Origin of the sequence: Streptomyces sp. WAC05292 (assembly GCF_003949955.1) — a bacterium.
Lineage (GTDB): Bacteria > Actinomycetota > Actinomycetes > Streptomycetales > Streptomycetaceae > Streptomyces > Streptomyces globosus.
Genome location: NZ_RPSE01000011.1, coordinates 21,538 through 40,340, shown reverse-complemented (window position 1 = coordinate 40,340; position 18,803 = coordinate 21,538). Strand labels below are relative to the sequence as shown.

Annotated in this window: 8 protein-coding genes and 1 pseudogene; 4 read left to right on the top strand and 5 right to left on the bottom strand. The window is 67.8% G+C overall.

Annotated features, from left to right (window positions below; translation table 11 throughout):
- From EF903_RS02720 to EF903_RS33785, 3 genes and pseudogenes are all read left to right on the top strand, one after another.
- Nucleotides 1–1,644, top strand: coding sequence for an ATP-binding protein (locus EF903_RS02720; RefSeq protein ID WP_185902500.1), 1,644 nt, complete (start codon nt 1–3; stop codon nt 1,642–1,644).
- Nucleotides 1,645–1,658: 14 nt separating this feature from the next.
- Nucleotides 1,659–2,828, top strand: coding sequence for an HNH endonuclease (locus tag EF903_RS02715; RefSeq protein WP_125540967.1), 1,170 nt, complete (start codon nt 1,659–1,661; stop codon nt 2,826–2,828).
- An 18-nt stretch (nt 2,829–2,846) separates the two neighbouring features.
- Nucleotides 2,847–3,670, top strand: a pseudogene (locus tag EF903_RS33785) (IS5 family transposase); the annotation flags it as partial.
- Here EF903_RS33785 and EF903_RS02705 read toward each other — a convergent pair.
- The 3 genes from EF903_RS02705 to EF903_RS02695 all read right to left on the bottom strand — a co-directional run bounded on the left by EF903_RS02705 (nt 3,667) and on the right by EF903_RS02695 (nt 10,797).
- Nucleotides 3,667–4,467 carry a hypothetical protein gene (locus EF903_RS02705; protein ID WP_125540966.1) on the bottom strand — a complete coding sequence of 267 codons (801 nt, stop codon included), beginning with the start codon at nt 4,465–4,467 and terminating at the stop codon, nt 3,667–3,669. The pseudogene EF903_RS33785 and the gene EF903_RS02705 overlap by 4 nt on opposite strands.
- A gap of 155 nt (nt 4,468–4,622) precedes the next feature.
- Nucleotides 4,623–4,886: a hypothetical protein gene (locus EF903_RS02700; protein ID WP_125540965.1), complete on the bottom strand. Its 264-nt coding sequence runs from the start codon at nt 4,884–4,886 to the stop codon at nt 4,623–4,625.
- Nucleotides 4,887–5,529: 643 nt separating this feature from the next.
- Nucleotides 5,530–10,797, bottom strand: coding sequence for a sacsin N-terminal ATP-binding-like domain-containing protein (locus tag EF903_RS02695; RefSeq protein ID WP_125540964.1), 5,268 nt, complete (start codon nt 10,795–10,797; stop codon nt 5,530–5,532).
- A 300-nt stretch (nt 10,798–11,097) separates the two neighbouring features.
- Between EF903_RS02695 and EF903_RS34950 the strand changes: the two genes are divergently transcribed.
- Nucleotides 11,098–11,433, top strand: a complete 336-nt coding sequence (locus EF903_RS34950; RefSeq protein ID WP_260614732.1) for a hypothetical protein — start codon at nt 11,098–11,100, stop codon at nt 11,431–11,433.
- Between the two features lie 649 nt (nt 11,434–12,082).
- On the opposite strand, the gene EF903_RS02685 is transcribed toward EF903_RS34950, so the two are convergent.
- Complete coding sequence (locus EF903_RS02685; RefSeq protein WP_125540963.1) at nt 12,083–13,279, bottom strand: hypothetical protein; 1,197 nt, start codon at nt 13,277–13,279, stop codon at nt 12,083–12,085.
- Complete coding sequence (locus EF903_RS02680) at nt 13,276–18,522, bottom strand: AAA family ATPase (protein WP_125540962.1); 5,247 nt, start codon at nt 18,520–18,522, stop codon at nt 13,276–13,278. The genes EF903_RS02685 and EF903_RS02680 overlap by 4 nt, the downstream gene beginning before the upstream one ends.
- Nucleotides 18,523–18,803 lie beyond the last annotated feature (281 nt).

The window sequence follows — 18,803 nt, the reverse complement described above, 5'->3', positions numbered from 1 at the left end:
ATGCAGCTGCTGCAGCTGAGGCTGCCCGACTACCGCGGCCTGCGGGACTTCACCCTCGACCTGGAGAGGGCCGTCGACAAGGGGCAGGCCATTGCCGTGCTGATCGGTCCCAACGGAGGCGGGAAGTCTCGGATCCTACACGCGCTCGCGGAGCTCTTCGGGGCTCTCTACCGCTGCGCCCTCGGCCATTCGGGCCGTACGGACTTCGGATACGAGGTGCGCTACCGGCTCCGCAACACGACCGTCGAGATCGTGCAGCCGTCCGCCGAGGCAGATCCGGTCATGTGGGTGACGGACGTTACCGGGTCGCGCGACGAGACACCGCGTCACGACTGGCGCCGCCACCTTCCCGACCACGTCTTCGGGTATCAGGTGCACGGCCGGGTCCCGCGGGGCTCCGAGTTCGAGCGCCACGTGCACTTCGCCGAGGCGGAGCTGGCGACGTGGCGCGAGCAGTGGACCGAGTCCTGGTTTGCCTGGCAGGATCGGCCGGAGAACGAGGACGGGGTGTGGTCGGAGCAGCTGGAGCTGCCCATCACGTGCCCGCTGTACGCCCCGGGATTCCTGTGCACGCCCGACTGGCTCCCCCTGGTCCTGCTCTCCCTGGCCGCCCAGTGGGCGGACGTTTTCGGCGACTACCTCAAGGAGCAGGCCAGGGTGGACGGGGTGGTGTCCGCCACGCTGCACTTGCGCGCCCCCGCGTCGGTAGGGGAAGAGCTGTCAGCCTTGCCGTACTGGGGGTTGGGCGGGCCGCCGCGCGCACTGTTCGCGGAGGCGGCAGCATCAGGCCGTTTCGGACCGGTGCCGGAATCGGACCCGCTGTACAGCGCGGGTACCCCCGACGACGGGTTCGCCCTCGCCATGAGCAGCGCCGAGGACGTGCTCGCCTTCCGCAACCTCTTCGACAGCGACCTGTCGATGTTCGGGCTCCTGTCCACCCTTCAGATGGCCGGCTACCTCACGGTCGACGTGCGCGTCCGCAAGGCGGATGGCGCCCTCGTCCGGGCGGACCAGCTGAGCTCCGGAGAACAGCAGATCCTCACCGTCCTCGGTCTGCTGCGGCTGCAGCGAGGCCAGGAGTCGCTCTTCCTCCTCGACGAACCCGACGCACACTTCCACCCCGAGTGGAGCCGGCGCTGGTATTCGTCCGTCCAGAGCATGCTCGGCGACGGACAGCGCTCGCAGTTCATCGCCGCCACCCACGAGCCCCTCCTCGTCTCGAACATGCTGCGACAGCAGATCCGGGTGCTCGACAAGGACGCCGACGGACGGACCAAGGCGCTCGACCCGGACACCAATCCACGAGGCCAAGGAGCCGGTGGGCTGCTCACCTCGGACCTATTCCGCCTCCGGAGCCAACTCGACGAACACACCCAGGACCTGATCGACACCCAGTACCGCCTCATACCGGTGGCCGAGGACGATCCCGAGGCTCGCCAGGAACTCCAGGAGGTCACCGACCAGCTCGACGGACTGGGCTTCGCCACATGGCGCCGCGACAAGGTGCTCTCTTCCTTCCTGGCGGAACTGCACCGTCGGCGCGCGGAACTCGTCAAACGAGCCCGGAACGGGACTATGACGGGCGAGGAGCTCGAAGCGACCGCACGGATCCTCTTCGACGAGCGCTTCTCCCGGGGGGTCTGATCCCGGTGCGCCACGTGGACAACAGCGGACTCACCGCGCCGCAGAAGTGGGCGGACCGGGCCGCTAAGGAACTCGCGAAGCTCCATAAGGACGCGAAGGACGCGGACAAGCAGCTCTCCTTCCGCGAGATGTGGCGGGAGGACGCGATCCGCGACACGCTGATCGCCCTCATCGGGGAGAAGTGCTGGTACTGCGAGACCAGGTTCGTCCGCTCGCCTTACCACGTAGACCACTACCGGCCGAAGTCCGTCGTCGTGGGTGAGACGGAGCGCCGCGGGTACTGGTGGCTCGCTTACGACCCTGCCAACTACCGTCTCTCCTGCCACCACTGCAACAGCGGCGGTGCCCGCTACGGCAATCAAAGTGCCGGACCTGGCAAGGGAGCCCGCTTTCCCCTGCTTGGGCAACGCGCATCGGTGGGCGGGAGCCTGGATGGCGAGCTACCCGTCCTGCTCGATCCCGTGGTGGCCGAGGATGCCGAACTCATGGGATTCGACGGGCAGGGTCATGCTCGGCGGCGTCCCGAGCAGCCGTACTCCAAAGACGAAGTGGCACGAGACCTCTGCCGGGTAGACGAGACCATACGCATGCTCGCGCTCAACTCGGACCTACTCATCGAGAGTAGATCTACCCTGTTCGGCAGGGTGAACGGACTCGTCCAGCTGTACCTCGCCAGCGGAGGGCACGTCGGCGCGGCGCTGTACGCCCGCACCGAGCTCGACGACCTGACCCGGACGACCGCCGAGTGGAGCGCAGCGGCCGCTGCTGCCGAACGCCTGGCCCTCCTCGCCCACGACCTCTCGGGAAACGACGCACCCCTTGAGGGAGGGGCGGCGGACGACGTCGCCGGACAAGCGAGCGACGGAGTCGAGCCCCCTGCGGCCACGGCAACAGAGCATCGCACTGACCTGCGGACTCTGGTAGCCGCCTTGCCGCCTGAGACATTCTCCGCAGGCGGGATCGTGTTGACAGGCCGGGGGAAACGAGGCCCGGCCAGGGCGACCCTGCTGGCGGACGGCAGCATCATGTGCTTCCAGCGGCCCTTGGCCACGCCCACGTCCGCGGCACGGATGGCGACCGGCGACGACCAAGTGGATGGGTGGACCTTCTGGTCGTTGACGGTGGACGGCACGACCCGGACGCTCTCCGACCTGCGCGACTTCCTGATCGCCGAGGGCGGCTGACGGACACCGCCTGTCAGCCGCCCTTCCAACGGTGTGCTCTACCGGACGCGGACCGGGATTCCCTGGCGTGACCTGCCCGAACGCTACGGATCCTGGCAGACCGTCTATGAACGCCACCGCCGCTGGTCGGCCGACGGCACCTGGTCGAAGATCCTGCGAGCGTTGCAGGCCGGCGCCGACTCCATCGCCCGGGACGCGGACGGTTCATGGGCGGTCAACGTCGACTCCACCACCTGCAGGGCCCACCAGCACGCGGCCGGGGCCCGGCATTCGGCCCCGGCCGACCACCCCGAAAAAGGGGTGGGACCCGTGTGGATGCAGAGGGCCGCGAGGCCCTGGGACGCTCCCGGGGCGGGCTGACCAGCAAGATCCACCTCCTGGCGGATGACCGCTGCCGCCCTCTGGTCTGGCTGACCTCGCCTGGCCAGCGCGGTGACAGTCCGATGTTCATCCCGCTCATGAAGGTCCTGAGCGTGGCCCGCACCGGGGCCGGGCGTCCCCGCACCCGCCCGGACCGGGCCCGCGGCGACAAGGCGTACTCGAGCCGCGCCAACCGCCTCTACCTGCGTAAACGCGGGATCAAGGCAACGATCGCCCAGCCGGACGACCAGCGCGCGAACCGCCGCCGGCTCGGCCGGGCCGGCGGCCGCCCGCCGTCCTTCGACCGTGAGCAATACCGCCAACGCAACACCGTTGAACGCTGCATCGGGAAGCTGAAGCAGCACCGGGCCGTCGCAACCCGGTACGACAAACGCGACTACATCTTCAACGGCACCCTGGCCACCGCAGCCATAGTGATCTGGCTCCGCGACCTCACCAAAGAGCCATCAGACACTGCCTAGACCCGGTCGTACCTGAGAGTCGTCTCGCCGAGCCCGGGGGCCATGCTGCCCATGAGCTGACGAGCGAAGTCCTCCAGGATCGATGGGTTGGTAGCGAGGAACTCCATGACCCGCTCAGATCGCTGCTCAGGCGAAAGCTCTTTCAGTTCCTGCTGCCATGCCAGGGTGGCAGCACCGCCATCCTCGACCTCGGCATTCATGATGAGTCTCCAGAGCGCCTGCTGGGCGTCCTCACGAGCGAGCCAGGTCATGAACATCTGCTGGAACTGCTCGCTCGTCACAGTGGCCTTCGGGCCGCTGGGCGCGGTGGCCACATCCTGGGAAAGCGTGTCAGCCGCAACCCCCGGAACAGCAACATGAGGTGACGTCGTGCCCCCGGCCCGCAAGGCCTTCTTCTGGGCTCTGCGGGCCTGCTGCTTCAGCACCAAGCCTTCGCGCTTCGCAACGAGGACCGGCACGGCCTGGGTGTGCCACCAATGCGCAACGAGAGGTTTCGCGATTTCTACGAGACCATCGATGACCTGGACCGCGATGTTAACTACGGCCTGTTGTCCGGGGGTGAGCTGAGGAGGCTGATCCTCCACGTACTCGGTGACGTAGACGATCTCGGGCTTGTCTGTGAAACCTGACTCCTTGTCGGCCTTCAGGCGGACCTCGACGTGCTCCGGCCCCTTGTCGCTCGTCCTGGGAGTGAACCCACGACTCCAGCCTTCACTCTTCCGCGAGTCGGCGAGGCGCTCACCCCTGGGGATGCAAACAACTGCTTCGACCTCTTCGTACTCTTGGTCCTCGGCCATGCGTCCTCGGCATTGCTCGGGTGCTTCTCGGCGCTCGGTCGACGAGGAAGTCGCGATAGTAGAAACTTACCCATAACCGTAGCTGTAGCGTCCGACGATTCGACAGGTTCGGCGAGCATCGCATCAGCCGCCACAGAGCCGCAGGTCCAAGGTCGTCACCAGTCCCCTTGCCGGATCCGCTCGTCGGACACGATCCCGTAGACGTACCGCCCAGAACGTTCGGGGCATCGTGGAATCTCCGACGGCCCCGCGATCGGCCATGCCTCCAGCGCTGACCTGATCTCGTGCCACTGCACGTTGCGCCGGCTCTCGACGATGACCAGGGTGTAGCGGTTGGTCCGGTAGATGAAGGGCTTGCCGGTCTTCGTGTAAAAGACATCGCCCTGGTGCTCCTCGATCCGAGGCCTCGCCGTCTCCATGTTGGGGCCAACCGGCACCGGCTCGGGCGGAGGTGGCGGCGGCACTGGATGCCCTGCCCACCGGAGCCGTTCCTCCGGCGTTGGCTCCCGGCTACTCCGATGCCATGACGCACTCCCTCGCACGGTGGTCGAGGTCACGGCCAGCTCTGTTCCGTCCGGCAGCACCCCACGGCCAGGCTCTCGGTAAGGCTCCACAATCGTGATGTCACGCCGCTCATAGCCGAGCCTGCTGGCAACTGACTCCAGGGTCCCCATCTGAGTGTTCCCGACGTACGACCACTGGTCCTCGCTCGCATCGTCCGAGAACTCCACGACGCCAACAAGGTAGACCCCGTCCTCGTTCGGGTCGCCGAAGAGCTGCCGCAAGCGGTCGGGGCCAAAGTCGCCCGTCATCTATCCGTCCACCCCTGCATCGGCGCCATCAGATTCTCCGTCGATCAACGCGATCACAGTCTCCTTGGCTTGCGGCTGAGTCGTGTGCTGGGCCATCCGTGGCCCGATCACGGCCACCCTGTTGAGCACCTCGGCGGCTTCCTCGAGTGCGGTTGAGGGCCGCAGCACGAAGCGCGCCAACTCGACCTCACCGCTGAGCTTGGCCCGCCCCTAGCCATAGCCATTGCCGAGGAAGGCTGGAGCGCCGAGCCTACCCCCTCTCGAGAGGTGAGCACTGATAGCGCAACCCTCGGCTCACGATCTTGAACCGGTCCCGGCCCTGCGCGGAGAAGGGGTTCGGGAGCTCGAAGACCCTGCGGCCCTCGGGGGCGAGCGCGGAGGTGATCAACAGGATGCGGTAGCGGTTGCCGCGTGCGTGGCGGCGGGCCGCATCCACCTCGGACGGTCCGAGCTCGAACTCGACCCGGTCGGCGCTCGGTTCGCTCAGCGCCTTCACCTCGAAGAAGCGGGTGGTGTCGCGCCACGTCACCTCGAAGTCGTACCCCAGCGAGTCGGACGCGTCGCGGTCTCCGTTGACGACAGCGGCGTATCCGGACCGCCAGTACACGTCCGCGTACCGGCGCTGGAGCCATGCGCGGGCCGCTACTTCTCCGACCAGGCCGATGGCCGAACGCTGGTCCTCGTTGGTCTGGTTCATCTTCGCCACGACGATGCGCTGTCTGGGGTAGTTCGTTGCCCCGCGTGGCCGGGGTACGCCGTGTACGGCGTCCAGGCGCACCCTGCCGCTCTGCTCAAGGAAGGATTCACCGACCGTGCGCGCCGCGATGTCCGCGATGGCGGAGAGCTGGTCGCGTCCCACGCTGACTTCGGCGTCCCCGATGGTGATGGTGCGCGGCACGGTACCGCCGGTACCGCCGGAAGCACGGGAGAGGCGCTTCGCCGACCGCGCCAGATCGTCCGGCGTCAGGCCGAGCAGGACAAGGTCCGCAGTCCGCGGCATGCCGTCGGGCCACTCCACCGCGCGCTCCACCGCATCGATCAGCTGGCTCTCGCCCAGCTCCGCCAGATCGCCCAGCCCGGACCTGTCGACGCAGCTCTTGGACTCCAGGAAGACCGCGCCGTGCCAGCCGCTCGGAGGTTCGACGCCCTGTTTGCGGCACCAGGCCTCCACCTGGGGAAGCAGAACCTTCACCAGGAGGTCGATCGCAGAGGCGTTGCGTTCACGCAGCAGGTCGACGGGCGGGAGGGTTCCCGGCCGGTCGAGGTCGTCGTCGGCGCCGTGCTCGCGCAGCCACTCCCCCACCCTGGCGCGCATCGCCTCCGGGGGCGGGGTCATGAAGCGGGGCAGCCAGTCCGGGTCGAACCGCAGGTCGTGCAGGCCCCGGGCCGCGGCGTACGGGGTGCAGTCGCCGCCCTCGTCGGCGACGGCCGCGTAGCGCTCGCGGAGCCGGTCGAGGATCGCGTCGGCGTGCGCACGCACGAAGTCGCCGAAGGCCTGCTCGTGGACGTCGGGGTAGGAGTACGGCGAGTACCCGGGGCCGAGCGTGGCCAGCGCCGCGTTGAACTCCATGAAGTCGAGCCGTAGTTCGTCGCGCAGTTCGGCGGGCGTCGTGGAGGAGCGAGCGAGGGCCACCAGGGCCTCCGACGGGACGAGCAGGCCGGGTGCACACCGGTCGATGACCGCCTGGAGTTCGGACTCGTTTCCCGCACGGGCCAGGAGGTTCTCCGACTCCTCGTCCCAGTCGCCGGTGGTGACGCAGGCCAGGACGGGACGGATCAGCCGTACGGCGTCCTGCACGTCGCCGGTGAGATGGCGTCTGATCTCGGTGACCTTCGCCTCAGTCGTGTCCAGTGCCTGGGCGAGGGAACCGTCGTCGATGTGGGCGGGCACGTGGCCGTCGAAGAGCCGCTCCAGTTTCACCAGGACGAGTTCGAGCGCGTCCTGCAGCCATGGACGGTTCAGGAGCTGTGCGATGGCCGGTGTCGCCGCCTGGAGTTCGTCCCAGCCTTCCTCGCTCCTCCAGACCACCACGGTGGGGTGGTCGTCGTCGGGCAGTGGCAGGGCCCGGGTGGTCGACGGTGGTTCGGCCGGTGCGCCGGCGATGGCGATCTCCACGTCGGCGGCGTGCACGACGCGGATGGTGCGGAGCCGTTCGAGCGCGGCACGCACGCCGCGCTCGCTGCGCCGGACGAACGCCCCGGACTTCAGCTCCATGGCGAGGGCGACGACGGTGACCAGCCATTCCCCGCGCTCGACCAGCGCGGTGGCCGCTCCGTCCGGGGTGATCGGGGAGCCGTCCCGGTGCCGGACCTGCACATGGGTGGCGGACGTGCGTTCCACCCGGAGCCCGTGTGCCCCGGCCAGTCGGACGATCGCCTCCCCGGACTCGGCCGGGGCGACCAGGACGGGGTGACCCGCCAGCTCGATGAGCGCTTCCTTGAGGGGGTCCTCCTGGTCGCGTACGTAGACGGTGGCTCCCCCGGCGGAGGCGGGCACCGTCAGGGCGCCGAGCATGTTGGCGCGGCTGACGGCCAGCCGGATCTCCTCGCCGGGTTCCCAAGGCCAGGCTCCCGTCTGCGCGATCTGCGACCAGGCCCGCTCGTAGTGCCGTTTGAAGGCGACGCTGAGGTACTCGGGGACCTCGCTGTTGTCCAGCGTGTCCCCGAGTTGCAGCACGACCGCCCCGGCGTGCTGTGGGTCGTCCCATCTGCGCAGACCCAGGTGGAGGAGGCGGTCGGCGACGGTCCTGTCGGCGAGCAGCCGCCGGATCGTCAGGGGCAGGGCGGGGACGAAGGCGGGGAGTTCGCCGTCGGTGCTGAACCACGCCTGGCCGGGCGCGACGAAGAAGGGTCCGTCCGCTTCCTCCACGGGGAGCCATGCCAAGCCCCGGAGGAAGGAGGCGAGCGGTGTCGGCCAGAGGTGTTCGTCTTTGAAGGGATACGTCGGCCTGTGCACGGTGAAGGTGAACACCTTGCCGTCCCAGGTGCGGAGCCCGTGGAGGAGCAGTTCGGCGAACTCGCGCCGAGCCGTTCTGGGCAGTGCCGCGACGTCGGCCGCTCCCGCGAGGTGGGCCGGTGCGCGCGTGAACTCGTACGGGGTCCACGGGTGCGCGAACTTCGTCCATTGTTTGCGGACGTCCGCGGTCCAGGCGGCGGCGAGCTGGTCCCCGAATCCGAAGCGTACGGCGAGGCCGGCCGGATGCAGGTCGTTGCCGTAAGTGGGTTGCAGCCGGCCGCCGACGTGGGCCGGGCGTAGCCCGTCGCACACTCCCAGTGCGGAGAGGAACTCGACGTAGGCGGACGGGTCGCGGACGGGTGTGGGCCAGTCGTCCGGTCCGCTGATCCAGCCCTCTCGCTGAGCGGCGATCGCGGCGGGCACCCCGGCCCCGGCTTCGCCGAGGAACCGGTCCAGCCTCCGTGCCCCCTCGGTACCCCAGGCGGGTGAGAAGGAGCACCGCGCCGCCCTGCCCCAGCCGTCGGCCGCCAGCGGGACGCGGAAGGGAATGCGGGGCAGGCGGCCTCGCTGGGTCTGGGTGAGGGTCGGGTACTGCCGGAAGGCGAAGACGAGGGCGTCGCGGCCGAGGGCATCGGTGGGCCGGCCGGCGAGCAGGTCCTCCAGCGCGTCGAAGACCCGGTCGAGCTCGTACGGGCGCACGAGCCGGTGGCGCTGGAGGAAGTCGCGCCCCTGGGGGTCCCAGACGATCGCCGGGTGGGTGAAGGCGATGCGGCGGCGCAGCGCCTTCAGGTCACCGGGGACCCGGGTGACGGAGTCGGCGTCGGGGTGGAAGAAGACGGTTCCGTCGTTCTGCTGCGACTCGGCCGCGCCGCCGAGGGTCTTCCTCAGCCGCAGGCTCTGGTCGAGGATGATGCGGCGGCCCCGCAACGCCTCCTGGTCCCTCGCGAACGCATGCGCGACATCACCGTAGAAGTCGCCCCACAGGGGGCCTGCCGCGGTCTCGTCCTCTCGGGGCAGCGTGGCAGCCACGCGCTCGGCCCATTCGGCCGACAGTGGTGCCGGTGCGCGAAGCGAGGTGGGGAGGACGGCTCTGCACAGCTTGTCGAGTCGCGCGTGGCGGACGGAACCGACGGACGCGGCGAGCAGCGGAGCTCCTGCGCGGGCGAGGGCGTCGGTGGTCAGTACCCGCCAGGAGCGTTTTCCTTCGGGCCACGCGTAGGAGTCCCGCAGTGAGCCCCAGGTGTCCGCGCCGTGCAGCGGGACGATCGGTTCGGTGGCGAGTTCGCCGTCGAGAGCGTCGTTCAACCGCTTCGGTGCGTCCCAGCTGACGAGGTCGACCACGAGGTCGGCGGCCACCAGGTGCGGTGATTCCGAGCGGATGCGCCGGCTCAGATCCACCGCCAGGTGTGCGACGTGGTTGAGGAGGTGGTCATTGAGTGCCACCGACTCGCTGATGTCGAGCCGCGCCAGTTTCGTGAAGAAGGGGGCGTGGACGTGCCCGGGGAAGGGAGCCCGGGCAGCGGCGGCCATGGGGAGGAACGTGTACATACGGCCGTGCGCGAGCGGGGTGTCCAGCCTCAGGGCCACCGCCACCCAGGCGTCGGAGTTCCAGTTCTCCCAGGCTGCATCGATCTCCCGGGCTCGTACGCTGCGCCGGATCGCCTCGCTGAGGGCGCCGGCCTCCACGGTGCGGCGCGCCAGCAGATAGCGGCCGGCGTCAGCGAGGTCGACTTCCGTCACCCAGTCGCTCGCGCGGTCGCCCTCGCGGTCAGTCTCGCGGTCGCGGACGAGGTCGCGGACGAGGTCCGAGGCGTGCTCGGTACGGGACAGGACCCGCGTGAACGCGTCAGGGGATTCGCCGCGCACCTCCATGAGGAGTGCGGCCACCCGGTCGAGGAAGAGCAGGAGCGGCGCGTCGCCGTTCGCCATCCCGCTCATCTGCGCCACGGCGAGTCCCCAGGCGTGAGGGTCCCGCAGCGGGAGCCGTACGACGGTGGAGTATCCGTCCTCGGCCAGTTCCTTGAGTACAGGGTCCGTGACTTCGGCCGGCACGGGCAGTGCGAGGGGGGAGATGTCCTCGACCACGCGGGCCGCCAGCCCGGGATCGTCCACGAGGGCGTGTACGTCGTCGGGTCGCGCGAACCGGAAGCAGTAGCCGTCGAACACCGGGGAGTCGGCCGAGGTCTTGGAGTAGATCTCCGGCCAGTCGGTCAGCTGCAGCACGCTGCGGAAACCGAGCCCCTTGTTGCCGATGCCCTCGCCCGCCGCCTTGCTCGACAGAGCCACCTCGGTGATGGCGCGGAAGTTCTTCTCCTCGAAGGCCGCGCCCTCGTTGGCGACGTAGAGGACACCGCCGCCCTCGTCGGGGACCGCGAGGACGGAGATGCGTCCCGGACGGTCGCTGCCGAGTGCGTCGTGCCCGTTCTGGACGAGTTCGAGTACGGTGCGGCCCTCGTACTCCTGGGCGGTGTCCTCGCTGACGGACTTCAGGCTCTCCGCGAATCGCCATTCCTCACCGGCGTGCTGGTAGATCTCGATCCGCCGTCGGGTCAGGGCGGTCACGGTGTCCCGGAATGCGCTGCCGACGGTGTCGTACGTCGATGTGATGGTCGTTCCCCTCGTCCCTCGAACGCTCGCCGCACGGCGCCTACCGGGCGGTGAGCCCTGTGGCGCCATCAAACCGGATCAGCGATCACATCGTCCGAGGATTCTGCATTCTGGCCCACGGGCCGGGAGTGCGCAGGGCGCAGAGGGCAGCGCCAACGGTCGACTACCGAGTAGGACCCGCAAGGGCCCCTCCGTCCGGGGGTTCCTGCCTTGGATGCGTGAGCGGACGTTCTGGCACATCCCAGTGCTGCCTGGATGCGCGACACTGTTCAGCCCCCTGGCCAAGCCGTCCCAGCCCGCACGACGTCGTCCTTAACCACCCCAGTCAAGACCTCCGTCCTCTACCAACCCGTTCCCGGTCTCACCGAGGTACAGGGAGGCACCGGTCTCGCCACCGACTTCGCCGACCTGCACGCCGACGCCCGCGAAGTCGACCGCCTCCGCGCCCGGCTCGCGCCGAATCAGCCGCAGTGGGCAGGTCGGCACCTACTCGTACACAGTTCATGGGGCACGTGCCTCTTCGTCAGCGACAACGGCACGGAGATCGATTTCGACTTCGCAGCCGACCGGAGAGAAATCTTCGACCTCTGACGGCTGTGCTGGTACGGGCTGAGCCTGCCCGAACCTCTTGACGTCACGGACCAGGGCTTCTGACCGAGGTGCGGCCGGGGTGGTTCAGCGTCGCCAGCTGATCGCGTCAGGATCAGGTCCCAGGCGGCGCAGGCATATGACTGGTGCGACACCTAACCGCCCACCGACGGTCAGACCGCGTGGGGCCAGACCGTGACGTTGCCCGCTGCCACGCGGCCTCGACCCACGCCCCGTCGACACCATCCGGCAGAGGCGGGTTGGCAAGAACGAACAGGATCACCGAGCCGCCCACGTCCAGGGCCGCCCCTCCGTCCTCGTCGAGACTCAGCCGTCCACGAAAGACGATGCGGTCACCGTCTTCCCGCAGCTCAGGCGTTCCATCAGTGCTTTGCCGGGCGTTCTCCGTCCAGACGATGTCCTCATCCACGGTCCACTCGACGTGGTGCTCTCGCCCCACCGCCTCGGGCGCCCCCTGCCAGAGCAGCACAGCAGTGCCCACTGCCGACTGCGCTCGGGCGAATATCGGCCCCGACCGGGCCGGCTGCACTGCCTCTACTTTGACCAACACTCAGCCATCATCTTCGACGGGCTTACCAAGCACCTTCGCCAGGACAAAGCGCCCTGTAAGTCGCCCTCACCGCCGACGTGATCAGTGGTTGCGATCGTCCTTGGCCGAGATGGCACTGAGCTGCTCTGTTGGCTTGAGAACCACTCGGAGACCGACGTGACAGCGAGCGGCACCAACGAAGTTGTGAAGGCGGGCAAACAAGTCGGGGCGGATCAGCAGATCTGCCCCCTCGATCGCGGGCAGCAGAGGTCTGTAGTTCCCGTCGTGGACAAGGTGGCCTCGCCATTGACGACCGACCAGTGCTTCTCCCTGCGCGTCGCTGAGGCTGAAACCACAGACTCCTTCCGTGGGTTCGAGGCCGAGAGCAGCAATGACGCTGACAGCCGGTGCGAGGACAAGGTGAGGTAGCCCCAGGCCGTACGAGGGAAGGGGCGCGTTGACTAGGGTGGTAGCGCTGGCATCGGTCAGAGCCACGAAGGGTTGATCTGTGGTGCTGATATGCCTCACGGCCGCGCCCGTGTCGACAAGGTGAGGCACCAGATGCCGCAGCGGGCGCGTCCACAACTGCCAGGGAGCTTTAGCGAGGGGCAGGGGGCTGGCCGGTGTACGACCGCCGCCAGCCTCCAGTCCGACGATGATCTGTATCTGGCGGGCGGGCTCATCTGGATACCGGCGTGCAGGGGTAAGTTGCCGTTCGGTGAACCCGATCTGTACCCATCCCTCGTGGGGGCCGCTGCTCACACGAGGGAGTGCCTCGACGCCGTCCGGCAACCGTCGTTGACCGGCAACTGACTCGAATCCCACAGGTGGCCAGACGCCAGGTTCGCCGCGGCTTTCTGTGAACCAGGGGGCAGGGTCGAGTGACCACTCCAGAATTTGTGGGCGAGTGAGGGGCCGCGGCACGCGGGCCAGCTCCGCGCGCAGCGCCGCTCGTGGATCGTCACGTAGTCGAGCGGCAGTCTTGCGTTCGAAGATCTGCGCATTACCGCTCATCTGTCCGGCTTGGGCAAGCGCGACGCGCAGCCCGGCCGCAGCTTGCTGAAGTGCGTCTTCGGCAGCACTTTCGTCAGCAAGGTAGGCATCGGGCCATTGAGTCCCACTCGGGTGGGTGAGCGAGTCCAGCTGGTGCCCCATCAGCGCTTCAACGTGCTGGGGGAATGCCTCGGTGACGAGGTCGACAACGGTCTCGTGTAGTCCCGGAGGATCACCCGCGGAGATGAGACGGGTCGCCAGATGTTGATCGACGATCTCGGTCGCTGCCTCTTGGAAGTTCGTCATGGCGTGCCTTCCCTACGAGAAAAGACGGCACTTACGGCACGTGTGAGTGTCGGGTGGGCCGGTGTTGCGGGGGGCGGAGGAGGCTGACGCCCAGCACGCGTAAGGATCGCAGCAGCTTCGGCCCGCACGGACAGCATGTCACTGCTACACAAGGCAACGAGTCGGTCGAGGAGTGATGCGTCCAGGGAGTCCGGTGGCAAGTGGTCACACAGAACGGACAGGAGCCAGGTTAGTGGCCCGGCACCGAGGGAGAAGGAAAGCACGTTCGCAAGTGCGGTCTGGGCTTGACCGGGGCGGCTCGCCAGCAGCACAGTCGCCGCGATCAAGGCGCGGCGTTTGTCGCCGCGTTCGGGTAGAGCAAGGGTGGCCAGAGCAAGAGTACACAGCGCGGTGTCGATGTCTTGCTGTGCGGCCGGTTCCGGGCTCGGCTGATAGACGCCGTCATCGAGACGGGCGTCGCCGGGTAGGCGGTGAGCGATGACTTCATAGGCCGCGTCCCAACAGGAGAGCGCGTCGGCTCCTGGCGTCCCGTCGAGCGGGGCCTGTGCGGCGAAGGCGGAGACCAGGGCCTGGCTGACACCAATCGTCCGGTCGTATGAGGCGCCGGCCACGGCGCGTGCCACTTGGTCGGCGAGCAGGCTGACTGCGGTGGAGGGATCCGCCCTGTGGGCTTGCTGCCATAGCTCGAGCCTGTCTTTGCCCGCGAAGGAGCGCCATCCGCCTCCTCCCCGCATCGTGGTGAAGGCGAGCGCGCCGGCCGTAGCGGCGAGCGTGCCGAGGGTGTCGGGGGCAGCCTCTTGGCGCAGACAGAGCCCGGTGGCGATATCGGCCAGAAGTTCACGCGGCTTGTACACACTCGTGTCTTCGGCAAGCCGGTGCAGCAGTCGGGTCGCCGCATCGGTGCCGTGTCGGTCGGCGATCTCCAGGAGCCTCCATCCGACTGTATTGGCGAGGGCGTCTGCCGACCACCGGGGGCCGGGAGGAGCTTTGTATGGCTTGTCGTCGTAGTCACGGACTGCGGCCAAGGCGCCGGCAGCACCTCCTGGCAGTGTGGGGCGCTGTTGCGCGTGCAGGTAGGCGTCTGTGGCATAGCGCCCTTCGGGACCGTACCAATTGCGAGAAGTCTTGGTCGTGGCCTGCTTCGGTGACCACAGCGGACCGCCTTCACCACCGCACTGCTGCGCTGCCGCGGACAGCGCCGTGGCTCGTGGGTCTCCGGCACTGCGAAAAGTGGAGACCAGGCTCTGGTCGTCGTAGGTGGCAGTGATCGCGTTGGCTAGTACCGGCAGCAGGCGCTGTGCCCGTGCCGCATCGTCGCGGGGTAGGTTCGCAAGTCTGTGGAGAAGAGCGATGTCGGTGTCGAGGCTCTGGCCCGCGTGGCCGGCAGCGATCCTCAGCGTGGCCAGGATCACGGGGTCGGCTGTGTCGACCTGTGTGGCGAGCAGCTGGTGATGGGCTTCTTCCACTCGGGCGTCGGGTAGGCCGGGCTCGGCCAGCAGAGCACGGGCTCCCAGTTGTGCGGCGGCCTGCGGATCCAAGCGGGCCAGCAGCCCCCACCATGTATGGGGAATTCCACTGGTGCCTCGTCCGTTGGTGTGCTGGGAGACGAGGTAGGTGAGAGGCTGCGAGCGGGCGAGCCTCTCACGGGCCCGAGCAGGTTCGGCCTGGAATAGCACGGTCAATGGATCGAGCAGCTCGCTGATGGTGGCGTCCTTGTGGCCGCCATATGCGCCCATGAACCGGGCGGCGCGGTCCCAGCACTCCTGCGCTGCTGGCAGATCGCCGCAGGCGAGACTCACGCGGGCCATTTCCAGCTCGAAGTCCGCGTCTTCCGCATACAAAGCCCGGCGGCCTGCTTGTGCTGCGCGCAGGGTGTCCATGAGTTCGCGCACGACACCGGCTCCAACCCGGCCGACGCTCTCGGCGAGCAGGGACACCAGTTCCGTCGTGATGAGGGGCCCGCTCCCGGCCATGCCCATGAGGGATGTGGTGGTTCCGTGGCTGATGGCCTGCAAGGCTGCGATACCCAGCGCCACGTCCTGGTCCCGGAGCACGACGACGGCATCGTGCAGTACCTCTCGCACCAGTCTGTGGATGCCGCCGAGATCGCTTGCCTTGGGCTGGCCCGCGAACGGCTGATTGTGCTGGGCCAGATGCTCAAGTGCCACACGGGCGGTCAAAGAAGCCGCCTCGGCTGGGATGACGCCCGCTTCGACATCGTGGCGCAGGCCCAGGGTCGCCACGGTAAAGCGCAGCCACGCGCGGTAGAAACCAACGCCCTCAAAGAGCGGGAGCAATCGGGCCGCGGCCTGCCGGTCGCAGACATGAGCCACGGCAAGCAGCGACAGCCACCTGTTCACCGGAGCCGGCAGGTCGCCAGCGTGGTCGGCCAGCACCTCCCGCGTCGCCTTCTCAAGGACATCGGTGATGCCGCCGGAGAAGACGTCATGCACCAGATCCGCCGCGGGCACGCCGTGACGGAGCAGACGCCGCGGGTCGCACGGCCCACTCGCCCAGGCCGCTGCGGCCAGCATGCGTGCCGAAGGCAGCTCTCCTACAACGTCGGCCCGGGCGTCGGCGAGACACAGCAGAACAGCCACACGCCGGTCAGCACGCTCAATGAGCTCCACGCTCGCCATCAGCGCCTCGTGCCCCAAACACTCCAGCACTACGCCCAGCGCACGCTCAACAGTCCGCATATTCTCCTGGTCAAAGAACTGCGCCACTCTCTGCGCGACAGGGCGCGGCGCGGCATCGCCGTCGATGTTCCTGCGTGGCTGCCTGATCCGTCCACGCAGCTCCGCGAGGAACACAGCGTCGTCAATGTCAGAGCCGTAACGGACATTGTCGTCGCGTTCCTCCTCCCAGGCCGCCAGGTACGTCGCCCACGGTGCGGCCAAGCCAGCACGATCGACAGCCGCGCACAGCGGCAGGCCCCATCGCGCCATCATGGTGCGCTCGCCCTCGTACATCAGGCTCGCTGCCACCCGGTCGGCCCCACACAGTGTCACCAGGACGTCGGCGTACGGCACGAGGGAGCCCGGCAGGCCCTCTTGCTCGTAGGTCACCCGGGCCCGGCTGAGTTCGACGCAGCGCACCAGTGTGGACCAGTCACTCCGGACTGCCGCTCGCTGCGCGGCCACGGTCAAGGTGTGGACGATGGCCTGCGGGGGCTGCAGACCGGCAATCGCTCGGGAGAGGAAATCTGGTCCGATGTGAGAGGCCAGCTCTTCGTCGTGACCCAAGGCGGACAGAAGCTCCGGCAGGTGCCGAAATGCCCGCGGGTCTGTGAAGAACCCGCGCCTGGTGAGCCAAGCGGCAGCCTGTTTCCTAACGAGATCGACCCACCCCTGTTTGCTGTCGATCTTCCGGATGAAGCGGCTGAAACTCTCATGGTGGATCTTCAGCCCGCCAATGCCCGGCTGCTGCGCGACAATCGGTGCCACACTCGTCAGCGCAGCGCCGAGCATCGGACCGGGCAGCGGGAAGATCTCTCCAAGCTCCTGCGCGGTGACGGCGAAGTCGCAGATGGCAAGCATGCTGACGGCCTGCCGCTGTTCGCTGGTAAGGCCTTTGAGAAGGTAGTCGTAGTAGTCGTCGAGGTCTTGTGCTGAGGAAGGAACTGCGCGCAGACGCTCCAGAGGGATCTCAGTAACGTCTCGTGCCGACAGCGATGCCACGACGGGTGTCGGTCCCACCGCCTGTCGGCATAGGTACGTGGCGTAGAGGGCATTGCCCCGTGAGCGCTCATCGATCAGCCCGACAGCGGCCTCTGCAAGGTCAGCGGATGGCTGTTCTGAGCCCGATTCCGCCAGGGCCGACAAGACACCCAGCCGATCCGCCAGCGCATACAGCTCTCCACGATCAAGAGCAGGGACCGTCAGGTGTTCCGCATGGGCGCCCAGGGCTTGAAGATGGAGGCCAGGCTGGCTGGCAAGGACCAGGACGACACCTGGAGGCAGGCTGAGGGCAGCGAGTTCCTCCACCAAGGAGGCGGCCGGGTCCGACTGCTGCTGAAACGCGCTGCCGGTGATGCTCCCGAGGACCCGGCTGACATGGTCGAGACCGTCCACGATCAGCGCCACCGGCTGATCCGGAACCAGGCTACGCACGGCTGTAACTGCCGCCGAGAGCGTCTCGGAGGTGGCCGCGTAGCGTGGTCTGATCTGCGCCACAGCCTCTGGGACCGCTGTCTGCAACTGCTGCAGAAGACTGCCGATCACCACTTCGGTCAGGACACGATCACGAAGCCGCTCGTCATCACTTCCGAGCCAGCAGTGATGCCTCGCAGCGACCCAGGTGTCCCCGAGCGCATCACCGAGCTGCTCGCACAACCAGGACTTGCCGACGCCAGGACCACCGGTGACAACGACGACACCGCCCGAGCGAGCCGCACTCTCCAGGGCGGCCACCATGCGCGTAAGAACCGTCGGACGAGTCACCTCCGCGGCACGGTCCACAGGGTGCCCTTCCTGAGCCGCCCCGAAGTCGACCCTCAATGCCATCCGGGGAAACAAGCTCTCGAGAGCCACCGTCCCCGCTCTGGCACGGGCCTCTTTGGCTGCCTCGATAAGGGCCAAGGCTACATCTTCAGGTGCACGATCCCGGTTCGGCGGCCGGCCGGCGCCGAGTTCCTCCCGGACGCGATGCAGCAATGCAGCCTCGGCGGGCCCTGGCTCGCGAACGTTGAGCGAACACGCCGGTACACCCGTGTCGACGATCAAGGAGGCGCATGCGCTCCGGAGCAGGTCATCGTCCATGTCGACGAGCATCGACCGCCACGGCTCGTGTTCCCGCAGCGCAGTGGCGCTGAACCGAAAGCGCCTGCTGCTGAGCCCCAACAGCGCTGGCCCCGGGTCGCTGCTCGCGCTGAGAGGCTGCAGAACCTGGGATAGATCAGGGTCATCCGGTTCCGTGTCGCGTACCACGAGGCGGTGCGAGGTACGGGGATCCGTTTGCAGATCTTGACTGACGGAGGCGAACAGCAGATCCAGTTGCAGGCCGCGCTGATCCTTGGTGAAACTCTTCAGCGACAACGTGCGATCGTGAGTCGTGTGCTTGATCTGCAGCCGCTCACGGCTGCCGTCGGCCCACTCGCAGGTGATGTCGTCGAACCGGTCCCCAGCGAACATCTTCGTGTCGACGAGCACCGACCTCGCACGTCCCACCGTCAGATCCACCAGACGCAGCGCGGTGAGTAGATCCTGATAGGCATAACCAAGATGCGTCGGGCGCAGGTCCACACATACCTCCGGCACGCCCTGGCTTCACAGGGACGTCGGCCCCGGGCATGAGTCTGAGCGAACTCTAACCTCAGCAGCCCCACCGCTGTCCGATATATAGCCTTCGTAGCTACCAATCAGACAGCTACGAGATCGCGTAGGGATCCGACTGCATCCGCTGGTGCGTTGACTGCGCCTCGTTCTTGAACGACATCTGCCTTCGCGGCCCGCATGCGCTGCGGGCAGTCCTCACGCTCCCCTCCCTCGAAGTACGCCGCTGTAGCCGCTGGCATCCCGCACGG